The organism is Bradyrhizobium guangdongense (assembly GCF_004114975.1).
Lineage (GTDB): Bacteria > Pseudomonadota > Alphaproteobacteria > Rhizobiales > Xanthobacteraceae > Bradyrhizobium > Bradyrhizobium guangdongense.
Genome location: NZ_CP030051.1, coordinates 4,025,745 through 4,042,941, shown reverse-complemented (window position 1 = coordinate 4,042,941; position 17,197 = coordinate 4,025,745). Strand labels below are relative to the sequence as shown.

Sequence of the window (17,197 nt, the reverse complement as noted above, 5' to 3'; positions counted from 1 at the left end):
TCGGGTCTGCTCCATTACCTGCCGTAGTGACGCGACCTCGTAAACGGAGCTCGCGTTCCGCTCTTTCCGTGGTAACGCAGCACGCTGCTCCCGGACCAGCTCTCGGAATCGCTCCAGGGCCCGGCTCACGCGACTGACCGCTCCGACTTGGCGCGTTGAGCGAGATCCGGATTGCTGTTGTACGCTTTTACAAATGCCTGCTCGCGCGTCAGTGCTGGCTCATCCTTCTGAATCCGCTCGGCAATGCGCCGCAGCTCGGCGTATGCGGAGTCGGACTTGATCACCATCAGCTTCGGCGCCGGAGGATCCCAGTCCGGACCTCCTGCGCTGCGCATGGCCTTGAACAACGCCTTGCCATCTTCGCTCGCGGTGACGAACCTGGTGAATGCCTGTTCAGGGGTCTCGTCGGTCTGCCGCTGGCGTTCAGCAAGGCTCTTTATCACTTTGTACCATTCGCTTTTTGATCTGTGATTTCCGCTGGTGCCGGCGTTGATCGCCTTGGCGAGCTCGATGATCTCGCGGCCAGCCTTGTCTTCATGAAGTGCGTGCATGCTGTTGTCCTCAGGCGGCGTTCGCCGCGTTTCCCGTTAAAGCCTGAATGCGGTTGCGGATGGAGCGCGCCCACGGCGCGGCAAGCTCGGCCAGCGTCACGCGCTCGCCGGGAGCGAGATGAACGATATGCATCGGGCCGCCCATCGCAGCCGATACCAGCGCGCGGCGTAGGTTTGTTCTGATGCTATCCGCCGTCGGACCAGCCCCAATCGAACGTCTGATCTGGTTGAGCTTGGCTTCGAGCTCGCTCGCGGTCTGACGTACCGTTTTCAACGCATCGTCCAGCGCCGAGGCGAACGCCTCAGCTTCGGACAGCAGCACTTCCGCCGCGAGCGCATCATCGCTTCGGCGCTTGGCGAACTGCGCCTCTTCAGCGGCCTTCTCCCGCTTTGCGGCTTCGACCAGCGCAGCCTCGATGCTGGCGAGTTCACCGGTAAGGCCGGAGAGCTCGGCATTCACGACGGACAGGCGCTTCCGGGCTGGGGCATCGCCGGTCAATGCCAGATAGGAGATTTTGTCGCGCTCGGCCACGAGTTCGGTCTGACGCTTCTCCGCCTCATGGAGCTTTTCGCGAAGGTCCCGAGCAACTTGCTGCTGTTTTTCGATCGCGTTCATGATCAATCCAGCGTCCCGAGCGCCGCGATGTTGCTTGCGATCGTCACGAATTCCTGCTGAGCGCGGGCCAAGTCTTGCATGGCGTTGGCGAGTGCCACACGCTGATCGAAAAGCTGCGACAAGTTCTTGCTGGCTAGACCGACAAGAGTAGTTCCGGGAAGACCCTGCGCGATGTTGGTTGCCAGCGTCTGGGCGTTGCTCGATGCGGTTGCGAGGGCGCTGACGATCGCGTTCGCCGGGGTCGTGAGGTTTGTTGCGAATGTTGCCATTGGGTTTTTCCTTAAAGATTCAGTTGTACTCGGGGCCGCCCGCAAGGTGCGGGGCGGCAAACGGATCGCGCGGCCTGGTGAAGACTATTGGCGGCGCGAAAGTCATCGGAGGCGGGCTCGTGACCATCAGTTCGGACAATCCCCAAACCAACGCATCGAGCCGGTCGGGCGAGTAGCCGGACCGGCCGCGGTCGAAGTCCGACGTGAAGGTGCAGAGCTGATCTTCGAGCTGCGGGAACGAGCCGACGTGGTGCACCTTCCGCTGCTCATATAGAGCGCTCACCGGTTCGGCTCGGACGAACTTGCCCTTGCTTGCGTGCACAGGCTTGAAGCTGACGTTTGGATCCACCATGCGTATGGTCGACTGGACCATATCGCCGCCTTGATTCTTCTCACCGACGATGCGGTCAGCTTTGTGCCGGCTGTAGGCAGCAACTGCGATGGTCGCCCACTCGTGCGGTTGATAACGGCCTGAGAGGTCCTCAAGGACGTAGCCATGACGGTCGCCACCGATACCAACCACGATGATGCCAGTCTCGTCCGAACCCTCGTTCGTTGAGATAGCTGGATCAATTGCGACCACGATGCGCCTAAGCTCAGGTGCTCGGGACACCCTGTCACGATCAAGCCAGTCCATCTGCCACAACGCACCAGGCGTGTCGGTGAGAACTTCGCCCTCGATCTCCTGCCGGCCAAGGCGCGTGCCGCCATACCTCGCTTCGATGGCCTCGAGGAAGGACGGGGCGAGGTTTTTCGCGTTAGCGAATGTGCTTCCGCGGCTGACGACAACGTCGTGACCTTCACGAGCCAGCAGATCGCGCAGGAATTTGGTTGGCCGCGGTGTGCTTGTGATCAACCAACGAGGACGCGATCCGATGCGCAAGCCAAATTGCGCCATATCCCAAGTTTGCTGCGCGTTTTCCCATGCGCACGCCTCGTCACCCCAAAGGAACGAAAACTGCGGTCCTCTGAGGCGTTCTGACTCTTCGGCGCTGAAGGCGAGGGCGGTCGCGCCATTCGGCCACTCAAGCTTCCTCTTTGAGGGCTCGTAGCTCGGCCTGAACCAGTTCGGTGCCGTTCGCAGGACACCGGATTCGCCCTCGATCATCGTGTCACGCACGTCGCTCGCGGTCGCGCCGATCAAGGCAATTCGGCTCACGGTATTCGCCATCTCATTGACGACGTTCGCACCGACCCAAGTTTTGCCCCAACCTCTGCCGGGGAGGGCCAGCCAGCCTGTAGCTCGGCCATCGCCCGTCCAATCCTTAGGTGGCAGCTGCTCAGGGCGCGCTTTCATGCGCCAGCTTTCCTGGAGCGCCGCGGCAAGCTGCCCATACACCGAGCTAGGCTGCATGGGCTGCCTCCAGGGACTTGGCGTCGATCAACATTGCGCCGCCTGGGACGGGTGCAGTCTTCGCCTCCAGCTCCTGAAGCCCCTCCACAACGCGGCTCAGAGCCTCAGGATGGCCAGCCAGCTTGCTTACGAGCATGGCCTGCAGGTCTGCGAAGACGGGGGAATTAACGAAGACGGCGGTGTTATTCGTGATGGAGGAGGGCGCGAGCCTCAGCATCTCACCGGTTACGCCTCCGATCGAGACTAAGACCTCGTTCAGCCGGCCGGCCAGAGACGCAACAGCCCGTCGATCGTTGACCGATGCGGCCAGCTGGAATTGCTTCATCAGCGTGGCCCGCACGATCTTGAAGAAATCCAGCAGGCTGAGGCCCTCATCGGCGGCCTTGGCCAGCAGTTCTTGCAGCGGGATATCGGCCAGGTACGCGGCCTTGTCGTCCTCGGACACATGGTCCTTCATGTGTCGCCAGATGCTGTCCCTGCTCACATCGAACTGGGCCGCGATGGCATCAAGGCCGACGCCAGCAAGGCGCGTCATCTCGATCCGGGCGCGTTCCGGATGAGTGCAGAGCTTGCAGCGTGAGTTGTGGGAACGACGGCCCATGGTTCAGCTTCCAGTACATTCGTTGGAAGCCCGCTCGGTCAGCGACCGCCATGGGCACGCCGGCACGATGGCCGACGATCAGAACCTAGCGCGAAAAACCGTTGCGCTCAAGCATTCTTTTGTACGTAGGCTTGCGCGTAACTAGTTCGTGAATGCGTTTTGTCCAAGGAAATCCGGTAGCCATGGCGGATGATGTATCCGCCTGCGCGATGCAGAACATCTCGATCCTGGCATCACACGCCGCGCGCTGGACGGCGCGGGTGCCGTCCCCGCGGGCGAGCCCTCCGGTCGCGATGGGCCCGCCGATGCGTCGCGGGAGCAGGGCAGTGGTCCCGTCCCCCGACACCTCTGTAGCCTGTAGCAAAGCGTAGCATTCTGTAGCATTGCTACGGGGGCTACGTAGCGTAGCGTAGCACACCCCTTTAGGGGTGCTACGCATGCTACGGCCTACGCTGCCCAAACCATGTCTTCCCGGATCCCGATCATGCCTTCGCGGCCATGCCGTTCTTTATGCGCTTGAAGGATGCTCGCGGGTTTTTATCTGTGCTTTCGATGATGTCTCGGAGATGTAGCTCTTGCCGCCACTCATCCAGACTCACACAGTTCGTGGTCACGGGCAGCCCGAAACTCTGAGGAGCAGGCCGGCCGTTGGTGATCACCGCTTCGCTCAACGCCTGAAGGGCTCTCCGCTCCCGCGGGTTGCCGCTGATCTTTGTTGCGCGTCCCACGGTCGTTGTGACTTGCGGGACAGCAATAGCTGCTGTCGTGCCGTCGGGGCTGATTTGTACGCTCCCAACTGTGAAAGCTATGCCTTCGCCTTCTTCTCCATCATTGCTCTTGATGACCTTCGCGGTGCGTACCGCTCCAGATCTTGCAACGGCGACGGTGGTGTCGACGGCTCCGAGCAGGGCGCCGTGGCCGCGCATGCGCTCTACCTCATGAGGCATGTGATGGACCAGCAGTACGGCAGCTTCGGTAAGCTCTTGGAGGCGTGCAACAGTAGTAATCACGCCGCCTATGTCCTTGGAACTGTTTTCATCTCCCCCGGCGAGGGCGCGGGACACCGTGTCGATTATGACCAGCACAACGCGCTCCGTCGTGAATTCTTCCACCTGACGGCAGATGTCGGCCAGATGCCTGGCAGTGGCCGGCAATCGGAAATCATAGACGCCGCCGACGACAGCGAAGGGAAGATCTTCAAATCCGTACCGATTGCGAAACGCAATCGCGCGCCGCTCGACCAGCTTTTTGCGCTCCAGCGCGACGTAGACCACAGCCCCCCGCGTCACGGGTCGGCCGTGCCACTCGTGGCCTGCAGCGATGTGGAGAGCCATATCCTGGATGATAACGCCCTTGCCGCATCCTGGAGGACCGTAGAAGGCACTCAGCTCGCCGGACCCGAGCATCTTGTGAACCAACCAGCCCTTGCTCTCTGTGGCGTTTAGGTCCGCGTACAGGACGAACGGGCGCTTACACTCCGGCTCTTCCACATTCATTCGTAACCCCGCATCAGTTCGGGGTACACCAGATCGAGGGCGCCCATCTGCTCGAGCCGAGCGTCGACGTCTCTGGACGTCAGCCGCCCGCTTTTCAGTCCCACGCCCATGCTATGTGCCTCGCTCGCCAACCAGCGAGCTCGACTCCACATGAAGCGCAGCCCGGCCAACTGCAGCTGAGTGCGGACGTTCGGATCCGACACCATCAAGTGAGCCCTGCTCATTTCGGCACCTCTGGTGGGCAAATGCGGTCAAGAGCAGCGCCGATAGGAGAGGAGGCGACTCCGAGGTGATCACGCTTGATTGCGTGCACAATCTGCCGAAGGGGGACGCCAAATTGCAGAGCAAGTGATGCGATAATTGCGGCATCACTCAGCAACACGTCGAGCATCGAGTCCGACCGTCCGCTGTTCAAGAAGAGTTCGCCGATTTCGCCGTTCTCTCTGAAGCCAAGTGTCAGCCGAATGCCAATGCCGTCGCGCTCGAATTCGAGAGTTTGGTTCTGGCGGCGGTTGGGGAGGTGTTCTCGGCTCATAGATGGGCCTCCGCCAGGAGGAGTGAGTCCCTCAGCGGAAGCAGAGCAGACTTCGGGATTGCGAACTGTCGCTCGGTCGGTCGCCAATTGCGCTCGCCGTCGAGCTTATAGATTCGAACTTCGAGCTTGGCGACGCCATTAAACAGGCGAACCGCGAGCCAAATCTCTTCACGACGGCTTTTCGGGATGCGCGCAATTACATCTTGCGGACAAACTTCGTGGGGGCTATTTTCGCGAGTGACCGATCGCCGTTGGTCAAGTTTCTCGCGATCCCCGGTGCCCGCCAGCGCCGGGTTTCGCATTTTGAAGGGCATGGGTTACGCAAACTCCTTGCCGGCGGCCTCGAGTTTCGCGCGCTTCCAAGCATCAATATCGTCTTCGGCCCAAGCGACTGCCCGAGTACCGATCTGGAATGACTTGGGGAAGTCGCCATGCTCCATACCTGCATAGATGGCCGAGCGGCGCATGCCGGTTGCCTCCATGACCTGGGGCAGGCGGAGAAATCGCTTTGACATTTTGGTCCTCTGCGTTGAACCGAACAATTTCGGCGTTCGCAGAGGTTTCGCTTATGTCCGGCGGCCAATCGAGCCACCTTCTATCCAGAGCTTCCGAGCTATTTTCCGAAATAGCTGCGGACGGTCCTGCTGGAGATATTCAGTTTCTTCGAAACAGAATTTTCGATCCGGGTCTTTTTGCCCCAAGCGGGCTTGTTCTTGTCTTCCTCTTCTGCCTTCGCTATCGCGGCCTTAATGCGCTCCGCTTGCGGATCATGGGTTTTTACTTTCTTAACTTGACGAGATTTCTCCGTTCTTTTGTGCACGATCTCCTGCTCGATGGGATTTACGTGCGCTCGGTTGGCGATCACGAACGTCGCGCCGACCGCGGTCCATAATGAGTGCAGCATGTGCTCACGCTGATGATCGTGCGGCAGCGACTGTGCGATCTTAAGCAACTCGTCGAGCGAGGAGAGCTGATTTCGCGCACGCTCGATTATCCTCCGTTCCGCCTCGGGAATATCGCGCGGATTGCGCCGCTGCATTTTCGAGAGACCGCGGACGGTCCTGGCGTCGCCGCCATTCAGTGTGCTGCTAGCGGCATCCCTCAGGTTGTCACGCCACCGCTCGATCTCGGCAATCATCTCTTTGCTCATGCCGGGACCCTGATCGGCACAACGTTATCCTGCACGGAACTGCCGCTCGCACAGTAGTCCGCCCAGTCCTGCATCAGACGAACGCGCTTCTCCCGCTGATCGCCCCGGCGATAAGCCCGCTCGGTCTTGTCGCTGACAATGTGAGCCATCGCCATTTCGGTCAGCTCGTTAGCGTAGGATGTCTGCTCAGAGGCCCAATCCTTGAACGTGGAGCGGAAGCCGTGCACGGTCACATCAACCTTCATTTCCTTGAGGGTTTCCGCCATCGCCATGTTGCTGATGCCAGCGCCTTCCTTGGCGCCAGGGAAAACGAAAACCTTCTCACGAGGAAGGTTTTCGAGGATCTCGACGGCGCGATCAGACAGGGGGATTACATGATCCGGCCGGCGCTTGCCCTTCTTGCCCTTCATCAGCTCGCCTGGAATCGTCCAGGTTTTTCCCTCGGTGTCGATCTGCGACCACTTGGCGCCGATCGTGTTGGCGGTCCGCGTGACGTTGAGAATGGTGAACTCAAGCGCGCGGGCGCTGACGCCGTCGCGCTTGCGAAGCTTCGCCATGAACGCCGGCAATTGCTTGTAGGGCAGGGCAGCGAAGTGCTCCACGGGGGACACCTGAGATTTGCGGGGCAATAGCTGGTCTAGGTGGCCGGTCCACCGAGCAGGGTTCTCGCCGTCGCGGAGGCCCATCGCTTTGGCGCGGTCGAGCACCTTCTCGATGCGTCCGCGAACGCGGCTGGCCGTTTCGGTCTTGGTTGTCCAGATCGGCTCCAGGATTTTCAAGACGTGGTTCTTATCAACCAGAGCAACGGGCAGGTTGCCGATCGTAGGATAGGCGTAGGTCTCCAGCGTCGCCACCCATTGAGCACCATGTTTGGCGCTCTTCCAGCCGGCCTGGTTGGCCTTGATGTAGGACTCAGCCATTTGGCGGAAGGTTGTTGCCTTGGCCTTCTGAGCCTCGTGCTCGGCTACCAGCGCGGTCTTACGGGCGTTCCGGTCCTCGATGGGGTCGATGCCGTCAACAACAAGCAGGCGCTTTGCCTGCGCCAGCTTGCGAGCGTCCTTGAGGCTGACTTGATCGATGTCGCCGAGCCCCATCTTCCGAGCCCGGCCGCGGATCATGAATCGGAAGACCCAGCTCTTGGTCGGCTTATCTCCCTCTGTGTAGGACGGGCTGACTTGCAAATAGAGCCCGTTGCCGTCGCCGTAGAGGCCGGGCTTCAGATCCTTGCGTTCAATAAATTTCGCTGAGAGCTTATTTGTGCCGCGTGCCACGGTGATGCTCCGGCTTTGTACAATTCTACGTACAAACTAGCGCTGGAACATAGAGGACAATTTCGGATGTGTCTAGACGACGAATTTGCAATTTCTTCGAGAAAATAAGGCCTTTTTGTACATCTTCGGATGTCTGCGGAGACTGTTTTGAATCCCACCCCTTCCGCCAGTCAAGGCCGAAAAATCCATTTATTTCAACATTTTCAACTTTTGACTCACCAGCGTCGACTAACCAGAGCAGCCCTCTGAAACGCGTCTAGCAATTTAAGATTCGCCCGAACGGGGCAGGTACATTCGAACTGTCGCGGCGGTGACCAGGCAAAGGACGTGCAGCACCCCTCAAAGCCCATCGTCAAAAAGGGCTCGCCGCGAAAGAAGCATAAAAGCGCGAATGAGTTGTGTAGTGTCGCCCGGATTCAATGTGTGCGGAGGGACTATTGCGATCAAGGCAGCGATTTCGATTATGCCGTGTTGCTGAGTGGCCCTTGGGGCGTTGGCAAGACTTATCGAAGCGTCGCGAGCTGATGGAGGCCTGGGCCGCATACGCAGTTAGCGCTGCAAAGGGTGCAAACGTCGTTCCCATCCGGACGCCCGGCTGATGAAGCAGCAAATCAGGTGGCCTACCCGGCCAGCGAAGGCCCGGCGGCCGCAGCCGATCGGGGGCGTGATCCCTTTCATGATCGGATTGAGCAGGAGGATTGGAGATGAGTGACGTAGGCGTCAAGCAACCCGGTTCAAGCCTGCGACCGGCCCGCATCACCGAACTTGTCGCCTCGTTCGCCAATGTCGGCGCACCTGACGGGATCATGTTCAAGCTGTTTGATCTTCCCGACACTCAGTCGGGGGTCAACATCTACATGCGTCTTGCGGGACGCGGCTCCGATGCGGCACTGGTACGCTGCTGTGCCGACGCCCATCAGATGGCGGCACGATGGTTCGGCACCGTCCGGCCTCAGGCCATCGCAGCGATCAATGCCCTGCAGCGCTATTCCACGCTCGCCTCGGCGTCGTGCCAAACGCTGCGCGCCTTGCTCGCGAACGCGGACGTCAAGCCCGAGAGTCGGCAGCAAGCCGTCTCGATCATCGACGCCCTGGTTTCGCAGGCTCGCGAGCAGAGGCAGACCTGGGCGGCGCTCGCCGTCCTCGTCGACCAGCTGTCATCCCAGATTCAGGTCATCGTGCAGCGGATCGTCCAATACGACCGACAATACAATATCTGGGACGTCGACCCCTACGAGTCGCAGGGACCGATGGAGCAGGCGATGCTTCAGTCCACCACGGTGTTCGAGCAGGTCGAAGGCGCCTGGAGGGCGTTCGGTGACGATGCCGCCAGTGTCGCGCGCGCCTTGAGCCAGGACGTGGAATACGCTCCGGAATTCATCGCCCAACTGGGCCTCACCGAAGCACAAACCGAGTGGCAGGATCTGGCGGCGAGCGCAGCACGAGCTCTTCCGGCTCGACGTTTCGACGTTACGCCAACCACGACCGACCTTGGCTGGATGAGGGTGGCCGTCGCGGATGCGAATGACGAGACCCTCGATTATCGATTGCAGGCCGGTCCGGGCGAGACGGTCGGATTCGGCAAGGACGCCGGGCAGAGTGTGGCGTTCGAGCGGTTGTCCGGCGACCAGTGCGGCTGCTTCCGCATGCGCTTCACTGCGACCAACCGGTACCTGACGGGTTCAGCTTCCGGTGCCATCGTCCAGGCAGACTGGACCGACTCCGAGCGCCAGAAATGGCGCCCATTCCACGCCAACCAAGCCACCTTTTTCGACGGTACGATATCGGGTTTCCGCTTGCTGCAGCGATCGTCGGGCATGTTTGCCTGCGTGGACGCGCCATGGCAGTTCTTGCCGATCAAACAAGCTGAGGATCAGCTGTTGAGCCTGTCGCAACACGCGGCGCTGCCGATGCCGCAGGGGCTTTCCGTATTCCAGGCGAGCACCGACCCGATCTATACGACTTATTTCGACTAGAACCTTGTTCCTCAAAATTCGGAATAATAGCATTATGCTCCTGTTTTGCCCGACGCGTCAAAGGGTTTTTGCTGGGGCGGGTCGGTTGGGCCGGTAAGTCCTTGCTCCGACGTGCACCACCTACTGTGCATGGGGTTGTTTTCGGGATTTGGGCGAAGTGGAACCTTTTCCTCACCGCCGCGTTGCCTCGGCATGACTGAAGACCTTTCCTTCCGACGCAAACCCCTGACTCCCGAACAGCGCCAGGCCCGCGATGCGGCTCGCCGGATAGAGGCCGAGAAGGCCATGCGCGACCATGAGGAGGCGCAGAAGGCATTTCACGCCAATCGCGAGCGGCTGAAGGCCGAGCGGCTGGCGCGAGAGGCGGCTGCAGCGAAAGGCTGATCGGACTTGCCCGGCCAGGCGTCAGTGCCGGCGGGGAGGGCGGGCGACCGTCAGCACCAGCCTGAGGGCCTCGACGGCGAGGCCGATGGCCCCGCGATGCACCGGCTGTGACTCGATGGCTTCGGCCGCGAGGCGGCAATCATCGGCAACCTTGAGCAGGCCCGACCGCGCGAGGTCCATGGTCGACAGCGCGGCCTGCTCCAGGCACACGCGCTCAAGCCGTCGAAATTCCCGAAGCTCTCTGTTCATGCATCGGCTCTCGATTTTCCCGGGATCATGCGGCCGTGAGTCTGCTTAACGAATCGTAAATATATCATTTAGGCGCTGGAGCTGGTCCGAACGTGACGCTGCCGCCGCCCCGGTCCGACCGGCGGCTTGACGGCGCCTGCCTTCGGTCGGAAGCTTCAAATGATCCTCAATTGACGAGAACCACGGAGAATTTCACTCCCCATCGGGATCCCCTCGGCACAACGCAAATGGAGCTGACCATGACCACGTTCGACAAGCGCGAGCAGGGCTTTGAGGCCAAATTCGCCCACGAGGAGGAGCTCATGTTCAAGGCCGCGGCGCGGTCGAACAAGCTGCTCGGGCTGTGGGCCGCCGGCCAGCTCGGACTCGAGGGCGACGCGGCGGCGGCTTACGCGACTGCGCTGGTCACGGAGAATCTGGCGAGCCAGACGATGGACGAGACCCTGAACAAGGTCTCGGCCGACCTCGCTGCCAAGGGGATTTCCCGCGAGCAGGTCGCGCAGAAACTCCAGGAGTGCCTGCATCAGGCGCTGGCGCAGCTCGAGGCCGCATCGCGGCAGGCCGGTTAGTTCGGCGTACGATCTTCGTGCTATCGTGGCGTACCGCAGGGAGCTGAGGGGAGACGGGCCGTGCTGCGCGGCGGCTTTGGCAAATGGATTGGCAGGCTCGCGCTCGCGAGCGCAGCGATTGTTCTCGGCGCCGGCAAGGTCTCCGCGACACCGCTGACGCCGTTCCGCTTTGAGGCGCAGGCCCAGCGGCATTGCCCCGGCGACGTCGTGGTATGGCTGGATTTCAGGAAGGGCGTCTACTACCGCAAGGGGCAGAAGCTCTATGCCCAAGGCTTCGACGGCAGCTTCGTTTGCCTCGGTGAAGCGCGCGGCAGCCTCTATCGCAGATCGCCGCTGGGGTTGCGCTGAGCGGCGCGCACGCCGCGGCATTCTTGGGTTCGATGGATCAGCCGAAGGCCAAGGCCACGAGGCTCGAGCAGAGCAGGACCAGACCGCCAGCGGTCAAAGCCAGAAAGCCATCGGATACGAGGTCATGTTTGCGCATGGGACACCTGCTGCTCTCGTCTTCGATGCTCGATCGGATTGATTAAAATTGTCCGAACGCGCCGTCTTGAAGAGGTGATGCAATGTCGCCCGCGCGAGTGCCGTCAGGCCCTCGTGCGGTAGCCTTCAAACGCATGGGCCAGGAAGATCCCCGCGCTTACCAGACCCATCAGTGCCGAAACCGTCTCGATCATCGTTAAATTCCAATCCCGCCCCTGCACGCGAGAAGACGCGGGCGACCTTGCACAGTCAAAAGAATTCCGGTGAAGCGCGTGATATCAGGGGTCGAGTGAGCTTTTGGCGCAACAGCTTGTGCGGGACTGGCACAGAGGAGGCGGTGCGGAGGCCCTCGCGCCCCGTAGATCAACGGAGAATGCTAGACGTCCTGTTTACCATCCCGGCGCGAACGCTGTGAGCTCCCCATTTCCGCCGTGTTCGGGTTGCGTTATCGTTACCACCTCTGGGACGGTGGTGGGCCGCCGCGGAGCTTGAGGACCGGACGATGCTCTCCGCAGCCAAGCGGATTGGGGCCGTCTCCGGCGAAATGGTATTTGGGGCGAATGGGGATCCGACGGTCAGATTCGGTGGTGCGGGCCGCGCGCAGCGTTGCGGTGGTCGGCACTTGCCTCGCGCTCGCCAATTGCGCTTCCTCCAACAAGTTCGCCAGCCGGGTCGATCCCAAATACGGCGTGTCGTCGAGCCCGCGCGTCGTGGCCTGGGGCGATCCCGTCCCCAAGGGCGGCGGCACCTATCGCGTCGGCAAGCCCTATGTGGTGGGAGGCCGGACCTATGTGCCGGAGGAGGACGTCAACTACCGGGCCGAGGGTATGGCGTCCTGGTACGGCGACGATTTCCACGGCCGTCTGACCGCCAATGGCGAAGTGTTCGACATGGGCTCCCTGACGGCGGCGCATCCGACCCTGCCGATGCCGTCCTATGCGCGCGTGACCAACCTCTCCAACGGTAAGTCGCTGATCGTCCGCGTCAATGATCGTGGCCCCTATCACGGCAACCGTCTCATCGACGTCTCGAACAAAGCCGCCGAACTACTTGAATTCAAAGGCAATGGCGTTGCGAAGGTCCGGGTCGAATATGTCGGCCGGGCGCCGCTCGAAGGCTCCGACGACCGCCAGTTGATGGCGACCCTGCGCACCGGCGTTCCGGCCCCGTCGCCTTCGATGGTCCGGGTCGCCTCGGCAAGGCCCTTCGTGCCGGAGCTGCCGTCCTCTAGCCGTGGCGCCATCCGGGGCGAAGTCCCGATGCCGGAGGGGCGGCCCTACAGCCTCGGTAATACCTCGGCGGACGTCGCCTCGATCAACGCAACCTCGGAACTGTCGGCCTCAAGCCGCGGCCGGGGGCGGGCGCTGCAGAATGCCCGGCAGGTGTCCTATGACGAGGACGGCCGCTATGCCGGCAATTCTCCTGCCGGATCCGACGACGGCGCAGCCGAAGCGCGCAGCATCCTGACTGGCCGCGGTCTGTACTGATCCCCGGACTACGCAGTGCCGCTCAGCTGTGGAGCCGCCTCGCGCAGGAATCTGAGCAGCGCAATATTCACATCCTCCGGCCGTTCCTGCTGCACCCAGTGGCCGGCGCCCTCGATGATCAGCTTTCGCGTGAGATTGGGCAGCACGCGCTCCAGCTCGTTGACGCGCTTGGCGCCGATCAGGCCGGTGATGACGGCGTCCTGCGCGCCGGCGATGAAGAGCGAGGGCTGGTGGATTTGCGCATCTTGCCAGGGCGCGGTCAGCTCCCAATTGCGATCGATGTTGCGGTACCAATTCAGGCCGCCGCGGAATCCGGACGCGCGGAAGCTCTCGATGAAATGAGCGAGGTCGTCCTCGCTCAGCCACGTCGGTAGCGGCTCCTCGACAGTCGCGTGACCGAGAAAGCCCTTGCCCTCCTGTACGAACATCGCGGCAGTGGGATCGGCCAATCCGCGCCCGCCAAGCACGATGCGCATGGTGCGGGCGACGTCATGCTCGAACTCGGCCTCTGCGATGCCAGGCGTCTGAAAGTACTGCCAGTAGAAATTGGTGATGCCGCCTTGGCGGAGCAGCTCAAGCGGCCTGCCGCGCCCGCGGAACGGCGGTGGCACGCTCAGGCCCGCGACGGCCGTGAAAATGTCAGGTCGGAATAGCGCGGCGTGCCAGGCGACCGGCGCCCCCCAATCGTGGCCGACCACCATCGCCTTGGTCGCGCCGAGCGCCTGGACCAGGCCGACGACGTCGCCGACAAGGTCGAAGATCGAATAGGCCGCCGCGTCAGGGGGCGCCGCGCTCTGGCCGTAGCCGCGCATGTCCGGCGCGACGACGTGAAATCCGGCAGCCGCGAGCGCCGGGATCTGGTGCCGCCAGGAATAGGACAATTCCGGCCAGCCATGGCACAGCACCAACAGCGGCCCTTGACCCGCCTCGCGGATGAACAGGTCGATTCCATTGGCCTTGATCACCCGGGTGGTGGACATCGCTTTTCCGCCTTGTTTCAGAGGTTTAGTCGAAAAACATGAGGTGCCACGATAGAGACGCGCCGCGAATCGTGCAATCTCCGTGGCAAGCGCCTACTCGTATTGTTCGCACCGGTTCCGACTGTTAGAACGCAGCTCTCAGGGCTTCGCCATGGCATTTCGTCTCATCTCGCTCCGTTATACCGGGTTTACAGCCGGGGTACTGGTGCGCGGGATGATCGCGGCAGCGCTTGTGGCGAGTCTGAGCTGGGGCGGAGGACTCTACGCCGCCAACCAGAGCGTCCAGGGCGCCAAGAAGACCGAGGATGTCGGTTTCGACGGCGATGCTCCCACCGCGATCCTGATCGAGGCCTCCAGCGGCAGCGTGCTGTTCGAGAAGAACGCCGACGAGCTGCGTGCGCCCTCCAGCATGATGAAGCTGATGACGGCGGAGGTGGTGTTCAATGCGATCAAGAAGGGCGACGTCAAGCTGACCGACGAATACCGGATCAGCGAGAACGCCTGGCGCAAGGGCGGGGCCCCCTCGGGCACCTCGACCATGTTTGCGGCCATCAACAGCAAGGTTTCGGTCGACGACCTGCTGCATGGTGCCATCATCCAGAGCGGTAATGATGCCTGCATCGCGCTCGCCGAAGGCATCGCCGGCAACGAGCGGATCTTTGCTTCCGACTTCATGACCAAGCGCGCCCGCGAACTCGGCATGACCAAGTCGACCTTCGCCAATTCCAACGGCTTGCCTGATCCCGGCAACAAGATGACGGTGCGCGAACTCGGCATGCTCGCCCGTCACATCATCCTGGACTTCCCCGAATTCTACAAACTGTTCGGCGAGAAGGAATTTACCTGGAACAAGATCCGGCAGCCGAACCGCAATCCGCTGCTCAATTCGATGGAAGGCGCTGACGGGCTGAAAACCGGCTACACCAAGGAGGGCGGTTACGGCATGGTCGGCTCGGCCGTGCAGAACGGCACGCGATTGATCGTTGTTGTCAACGGCCTGGAAGACTCCGAGGATCGGGCCACCGAAGCCAAGAAGATGCTGGAATGGGGGTTTCGCAATTTCGAGAGCCGCACGCTGATCGCGGCTGACCAGCCGGTCGGCTATGCCAAGGTGTTCGGCGGCGATAGCCGCTCCGTGAAGCTCGTTGCGAAAGAGCCTGTGAAGGTGATGGTGCACAAGAACGGCAGCGACAAGCTGATCGCACGTATCGTCTATAGCGGTCCGGTGCGCGCTCCGATTGAAGCAGGGCAGAAGGTCGGTGTGGTCAGGGTCTGGCGCAGCGGGGCCATCGCTGTGGAGACGCCGGTCTATACAGCCGAAGCGATCGGCACCGGCTCGACCGTGCGCCGCGCGATCGACGGCGCCAGCGAACTCGTGATCGGCATGTTCCGCGCAGGTGCCGAGAAGCTCTGATCATGAGTGAGAGCAAGGGACAGCGGTCGTCCGGGCGCGGGCGTTTCATCACCTTTGAAGGCGGCGAGGGGACGGGCAAGTCGACCCAGATCAAGAAGCTCGCCGATCGGCTCAATGCGGCCAGGCTCCGTACGATCGTCACCCGCGAGCCGGGCGGCTCGCCGGGCGCCGAGATCATGCGCCATCTGGTGCTGTCGGGGATGGGCAAGCTGCTCGGCCCCGAGGCCGAGACGCTGCTGTTTGCGGCCGCTCGCGACGACCATGTCCGCACCAGGATCGCGCCCGCGCTCAATCAGGGCATTTGGGTGCTGTGCGACCGTTTCGCCGACTCGACACGCGCCTACCAGGGCAGCCTCGGCAGCGTCCCTGTCGGGTTGATCAACGCCATGCAGCGGGTCACGATCGGCGATCTCAAGCCTGATCTCACCATCATCCTCGATCTGCCCGTGGAGATCGGTCTGGCGCGCGCGGCGGCACGGCGCGGCAGCGGCACGCCTGACCGGTTCGAAAGCGAGAAGCTCAGCTTCCATCAGGGCCTGCGCGAGGCGTATCGCAAAATCGCCACGGACGATCCGGCACGCTGCGTGCTGATCGATGCCAATTCGGATCCTGATACGGTCGCCGGCCGCGTCTGGACTGCACTCCGTGAGCGCCTCCTGCCGACGCCAGCATCGGTGGTGTCCGTATGAGCCCTCGCCGGACCGAGCGCGAGAGCGCCATACCGCATCCGCGCGAGACCAGCCTTCTGTTCGGCCATCGCGAGGCCGAAAGCGCGCTGCTGACTGCCTATCGCAGCGGGCGCATCCCGCATGCCTGGCTGATCGGCGGCCCGCAAGGCATCGGCAAGGCGACGCTGGCCTATCGGGCGGCGCGGTTCGTGCTCGCCCACGGCCAACCGCTATCACCTGTCGTGCAGGATGCCAGAGATCTCGCGCTCGACCCTGATGATGCAGTAGCGCGACAGGTCGCCGCGGGCTCCCATGGCGGTCTGCTGACGCTCGAGCGCACCGCCAACGATCGCGGCGTGATGCGCACGGTGATCACCGTGGACGAGACGCGCGAGACCATCGCGTTCTTCGGCTCGACGGCCGCAGCGGAAGGCTGGCGCGTTTGCATCGTCGACACCGTCGACGAGCTCAATCCGAATGCGGCAAATGCGCTGCTGAAGATCCTAGAGGAGCCGCCGCAGCGGTCACTGTTTCTGCTGGTGAGCCACGCGCCCGCACGCGTCCTCGCCACGATTCAGTCGCGTTGCCGCAAGCTGCGCCTGCGGTCGCTGACGACCGATGAGGTGATTGGCGCGGCCGCGGCGGCTGCAGGCCTTGCTCCATCAGATCAGGCGCTGCGCGAGGCGGCCGATGCCTCCGAGGGCAGTGTCGCACGCGCGCTGACCCTGCTCGGCGGCGATGCGCTCAAACTCCAGCAGCGCACCGCGGCGCTGCTGGCTCGACTGCCGGAGGTCGATCCGCGCGAATTGCACACGCTTGGCGATTCGCTCGGCAGCAGCGATCGCGTCGCGCTTGCAGCCTTCGTCGACGGCATCGATCGCTGGATTGCGGAACGCCTGCACGCGGACGAGGCCAATGCCAACCAGAACCTGCCGCGCCTTGCGCGCTTGAGCGAGGTATGGGAAAAGATCGTCCGCGCCGCGCGCGACACCGAAACCTACAATCTGGAGCGAAAGCCCTTGGTTTTCTCGGTGTTCGGCTGGCTGGCGGACGCAACGCGCTAGAGCATGACGGAAGAGTGCGGAGCGGCTTTCCAAGAAATCATGCTCGAACAATGACCAAACGCAAATTCGTTTCCAGATTT

22 protein-coding genes are annotated in these 17,197 nt (G+C 62.2%); 8 read left to right on the top strand and 14 right to left on the bottom strand.

The window, feature by feature from the left end; translation table 11 throughout:
- Nucleotides 1-125 precede the first annotated feature (125 nt).
- From X265_RS19355 to X265_RS19300, 12 genes are all read right to left on the bottom strand, one after another.
- On the bottom strand, nt 126-551 hold the full coding sequence (locus X265_RS19355; RefSeq protein WP_128966254.1) for a hypothetical protein: 426 nt from the start codon (nt 549-551) through the stop codon (nt 126-128).
- Between the two features lie 10 nt (nt 552-561).
- Nucleotides 562-1,167 (bottom strand): hypothetical protein, encoded by a 606-nt coding sequence (locus tag X265_RS19350; protein WP_128966253.1) that lies wholly within the window; start codon nt 1,165-1,167, stop codon nt 562-564.
- Between the two features lie 2 nt (nt 1,168-1,169).
- Complete coding sequence (locus X265_RS19345) at nt 1,170-1,436, bottom strand: hypothetical protein (protein WP_128966252.1); 267 nt, start codon at nt 1,434-1,436, stop codon at nt 1,170-1,172.
- 19 nt (nt 1,437-1,455) lie between these two features.
- Entirely contained in the window at nt 1,456-2,790 is a 1,335-nt protein-coding gene (locus X265_RS19340; RefSeq protein WP_128966251.1) for a DNA-packaging protein, read from the bottom strand.
- The gene (locus X265_RS19335; RefSeq protein WP_128966250.1) at nt 2,780-3,391 is read right to left on the bottom strand and encodes a hypothetical protein; all 612 of its coding nucleotides are present in this window, start codon (nt 3,389-3,391) and stop codon (nt 2,780-2,782) included. Before X265_RS19335 ends, X265_RS19340 begins: the two co-directional genes overlap by 11 nt.
- A 482-nt stretch (nt 3,392-3,873) precedes the next feature.
- On the bottom strand, nt 3,874-4,887 hold the full coding sequence (locus X265_RS19330; protein WP_128966249.1) for an AAA family ATPase: 1,014 nt from the start codon (nt 4,885-4,887) through the stop codon (nt 3,874-3,876).
- Entirely contained in the window at nt 4,884-5,093 is a 210-nt protein-coding gene (locus X265_RS19325; protein ID WP_244659338.1) for a hypothetical protein, read from the bottom strand. Before X265_RS19325 ends, X265_RS19330 begins: the two co-directional genes overlap by 4 nt.
- Nucleotides 5,094-5,107: 14 nt before the next feature.
- Entirely contained in the window at nt 5,108-5,422 is a 315-nt protein-coding gene (locus X265_RS19320) for a TSCPD domain-containing protein (protein ID WP_128966247.1), read from the bottom strand.
- Nucleotides 5,419-5,736, bottom strand: a complete 318-nt coding sequence (locus X265_RS19315; protein ID WP_128966246.1) for a hypothetical protein — start codon at nt 5,734-5,736, stop codon at nt 5,419-5,421. The genes X265_RS19320 and X265_RS19315 overlap by 4 nt, the downstream gene beginning before the upstream one ends.
- A gap of 3 nt (nt 5,737-5,739) precedes the next feature.
- Nucleotides 5,740-5,937 carry an AlpA family transcriptional regulator gene (locus X265_RS19310; protein WP_128966245.1) on the bottom strand — a complete coding sequence of 66 codons (198 nt, stop codon included), beginning with the start codon at nt 5,935-5,937 and terminating at the stop codon, nt 5,740-5,742.
- A gap of 98 nt (nt 5,938-6,035) precedes the next feature.
- Nucleotides 6,036-6,572 carry an alpha/beta hydrolase gene (locus tag X265_RS19305; protein WP_128966244.1) on the bottom strand — a complete coding sequence of 179 codons (537 nt, stop codon included), beginning with the start codon at nt 6,570-6,572 and terminating at the stop codon, nt 6,036-6,038.
- Complete coding sequence (locus X265_RS19300) at nt 6,569-7,843, bottom strand: tyrosine-type recombinase/integrase (protein ID WP_128966243.1); 1,275 nt, start codon at nt 7,841-7,843, stop codon at nt 6,569-6,571. Before X265_RS19300 ends, X265_RS19305 begins: the two co-directional genes overlap by 4 nt.
- Nucleotides 7,844-8,547: 704 nt before the next feature.
- Here X265_RS19300 and X265_RS19295 point away from each other — a divergent pair.
- Nucleotides 8,548-9,819, top strand: a complete 1,272-nt coding sequence (locus X265_RS19295) for a hypothetical protein (RefSeq protein ID WP_128966242.1) — start codon at nt 8,548-8,550, stop codon at nt 9,817-9,819.
- A 192-nt stretch (nt 9,820-10,011) separates the two neighbouring features.
- A complete protein-coding gene (locus X265_RS19290) occupies nt 10,012-10,203 on the top strand; it encodes a hypothetical protein (protein WP_092290343.1) in 192 nt (63 codons plus the stop codon).
- Nucleotides 10,204-10,224: 21 nt separating this feature from the next.
- On the opposite strand, the gene X265_RS19285 is transcribed toward X265_RS19290, so the two are convergent.
- Entirely contained in the window at nt 10,225-10,452 is a 228-nt protein-coding gene (locus X265_RS19285) for a hypothetical protein (protein ID WP_128966241.1), read from the bottom strand.
- A 239-nt stretch (nt 10,453-10,691) separates the two neighbouring features.
- On the opposite strand from X265_RS19285, the gene X265_RS19280 reads away from it, so the two are divergent.
- From X265_RS19280 to X265_RS19265, 3 genes are all read left to right on the top strand, one after another.
- On the top strand, nt 10,692-11,021 hold the full coding sequence (locus X265_RS19280; protein WP_164938686.1) for a DUF1476 domain-containing protein: 330 nt from the start codon (nt 10,692-10,694) through the stop codon (nt 11,019-11,021).
- A gap of 60 nt (nt 11,022-11,081) precedes the next feature.
- Nucleotides 11,082-11,369, top strand: coding sequence for a hypothetical protein (locus X265_RS19275; RefSeq protein WP_128966239.1), 288 nt, complete (start codon nt 11,082-11,084; stop codon nt 11,367-11,369).
- Nucleotides 11,370-12,064: 695 nt separating this feature from the next.
- Nucleotides 12,065-12,991 carry a septal ring lytic transglycosylase RlpA family protein gene (locus X265_RS19265; protein ID WP_128966238.1) on the top strand — a complete coding sequence of 309 codons (927 nt, stop codon included), beginning with the start codon at nt 12,065-12,067 and terminating at the stop codon, nt 12,989-12,991.
- 8 nt (nt 12,992-12,999) lie between these two features.
- Here X265_RS19265 and X265_RS19260 read toward each other — a convergent pair whose 3' ends face one another.
- Nucleotides 13,000-13,971: an alpha/beta fold hydrolase gene (locus X265_RS19260; RefSeq protein WP_128966237.1), complete on the bottom strand. Its 972-nt coding sequence runs from the start codon at nt 13,969-13,971 to the stop codon at nt 13,000-13,002.
- Nucleotides 13,972-14,122: 151 nt separating this feature from the next.
- Between X265_RS19260 and X265_RS19255 the strand changes: the two genes are divergently transcribed.
- The 3 genes from X265_RS19255 to X265_RS19245 are packed head-to-tail and all read left to right on the top strand — an operon-like array spanning nt 14,123 to nt 17,117.
- On the top strand, nt 14,123-15,385 hold the full coding sequence (locus tag X265_RS19255) for a D-alanyl-D-alanine carboxypeptidase family protein (protein WP_164938685.1): 1,263 nt from the start codon (nt 14,123-14,125) through the stop codon (nt 15,383-15,385).
- Between the two features lie 2 nt (nt 15,386-15,387).
- Complete coding sequence (tmk, locus tag X265_RS19250; RefSeq protein WP_128966235.1) at nt 15,388-16,074, top strand: dTMP kinase; 687 nt, start codon at nt 15,388-15,390, stop codon at nt 16,072-16,074.
- Nucleotides 16,071-17,117, top strand: a complete 1,047-nt coding sequence (locus X265_RS19245; RefSeq protein WP_128966234.1) for a DNA polymerase III subunit delta' — start codon at nt 16,071-16,073, stop codon at nt 17,115-17,117. The genes tmk and X265_RS19245 overlap by 4 nt, the downstream gene beginning before the upstream one ends.
- Nucleotides 17,118-17,197: the final 80 nt, after the last annotated feature.

Bases quoted from the DNA above. Each gene is read 5' to 3' on its own strand.
- X265_RS19305 (WP_128966244.1), bottom strand. From the start codon at position 6,572: ATGAGCAAAGAGATGATTGCCGAGATCGAGCGGTGGCGTGACAACCTG.
- X265_RS19335 (WP_128966250.1), bottom strand. From the start codon at position 3,391: ATGGGCCGTCGTTCCCACAACTCACGCTGCAAGCTCTGCACTCATCCG.
- X265_RS19355 (WP_128966254.1), bottom strand. From the start codon at position 551: ATGCACGCACTTCATGAAGACAAGGCTGGCCGCGAGATCATCGAGCTC.
- X265_RS19245 (WP_128966234.1), top strand. From the start codon at position 16,071: ATGAGCCCTCGCCGGACCGAGCGCGAGAGCGCCATACCGCATCCGCGC.
- tmk (WP_128966235.1), top strand. From the start codon at position 15,388: ATGAGTGAGAGCAAGGGACAGCGGTCGTCCGGGCGCGGGCGTTTCATC.
- X265_RS19330 (WP_128966249.1), bottom strand. From the start codon at position 4,887: ATGAATGTGGAAGAGCCGGAGTGTAAGCGCCCGTTCGTCCTGTACGCG.
- X265_RS19325 (WP_244659338.1), bottom strand. From the start codon at position 5,093: ATGGTGTCGGATCCGAACGTCCGCACTCAGCTGCAGTTGGCCGGGCTG.
- X265_RS19280 (WP_164938686.1), top strand. From the start codon at position 10,692: ATGACCACGTTCGACAAGCGCGAGCAGGGCTTTGAGGCCAAATTCGCC.
- X265_RS19295 (WP_128966242.1), top strand. From the start codon at position 8,548: ATGAGTGACGTAGGCGTCAAGCAACCCGGTTCAAGCCTGCGACCGGCC.
- X265_RS19345 (WP_128966252.1), bottom strand. From the start codon at position 1,436: ATGGCAACATTCGCAACAAACCTCACGACCCCGGCGAACGCGATCGTC.
- X265_RS19290 (WP_092290343.1), top strand. From the start codon at position 10,012: ATGACTGAAGACCTTTCCTTCCGACGCAAACCCCTGACTCCCGAACAG.
- X265_RS19265 (WP_128966238.1), top strand. From the start codon at position 12,065: ATGGGGATCCGACGGTCAGATTCGGTGGTGCGGGCCGCGCGCAGCGTT.
- X265_RS19350 (WP_128966253.1), bottom strand. From the start codon at position 1,167: ATGAACGCGATCGAAAAACAGCAGCAAGTTGCTCGGGACCTTCGCGAA.
- X265_RS19260 (WP_128966237.1), bottom strand. From the start codon at position 13,971: ATGTCCACCACCCGGGTGATCAAGGCCAATGGAATCGACCTGTTCATC.
- X265_RS19320 (WP_128966247.1), bottom strand. From the start codon at position 5,422: ATGAGCCGAGAACACCTCCCCAACCGCCGCCAGAACCAAACTCTCGAA.
- X265_RS19340 (WP_128966251.1), bottom strand. From the start codon at position 2,790: ATGCAGCCTAGCTCGGTGTATGGGCAGCTTGCCGCGGCGCTCCAGGAA.
- X265_RS19285 (WP_128966241.1), bottom strand. From the start codon at position 10,452: ATGAACAGAGAGCTTCGGGAATTTCGACGGCTTGAGCGCGTGTGCCTG.
- X265_RS19315 (WP_128966246.1), bottom strand. From the start codon at position 5,736: ATGCCCTTCAAAATGCGAAACCCGGCGCTGGCGGGCACCGGGGATCGC.
- X265_RS19310 (WP_128966245.1), bottom strand. From the start codon at position 5,937: ATGTCAAAGCGATTTCTCCGCCTGCCCCAGGTCATGGAGGCAACCGGC.
- X265_RS19255 (WP_164938685.1), top strand. From the start codon at position 14,123: ATGGCATTTCGTCTCATCTCGCTCCGTTATACCGGGTTTACAGCCGGG.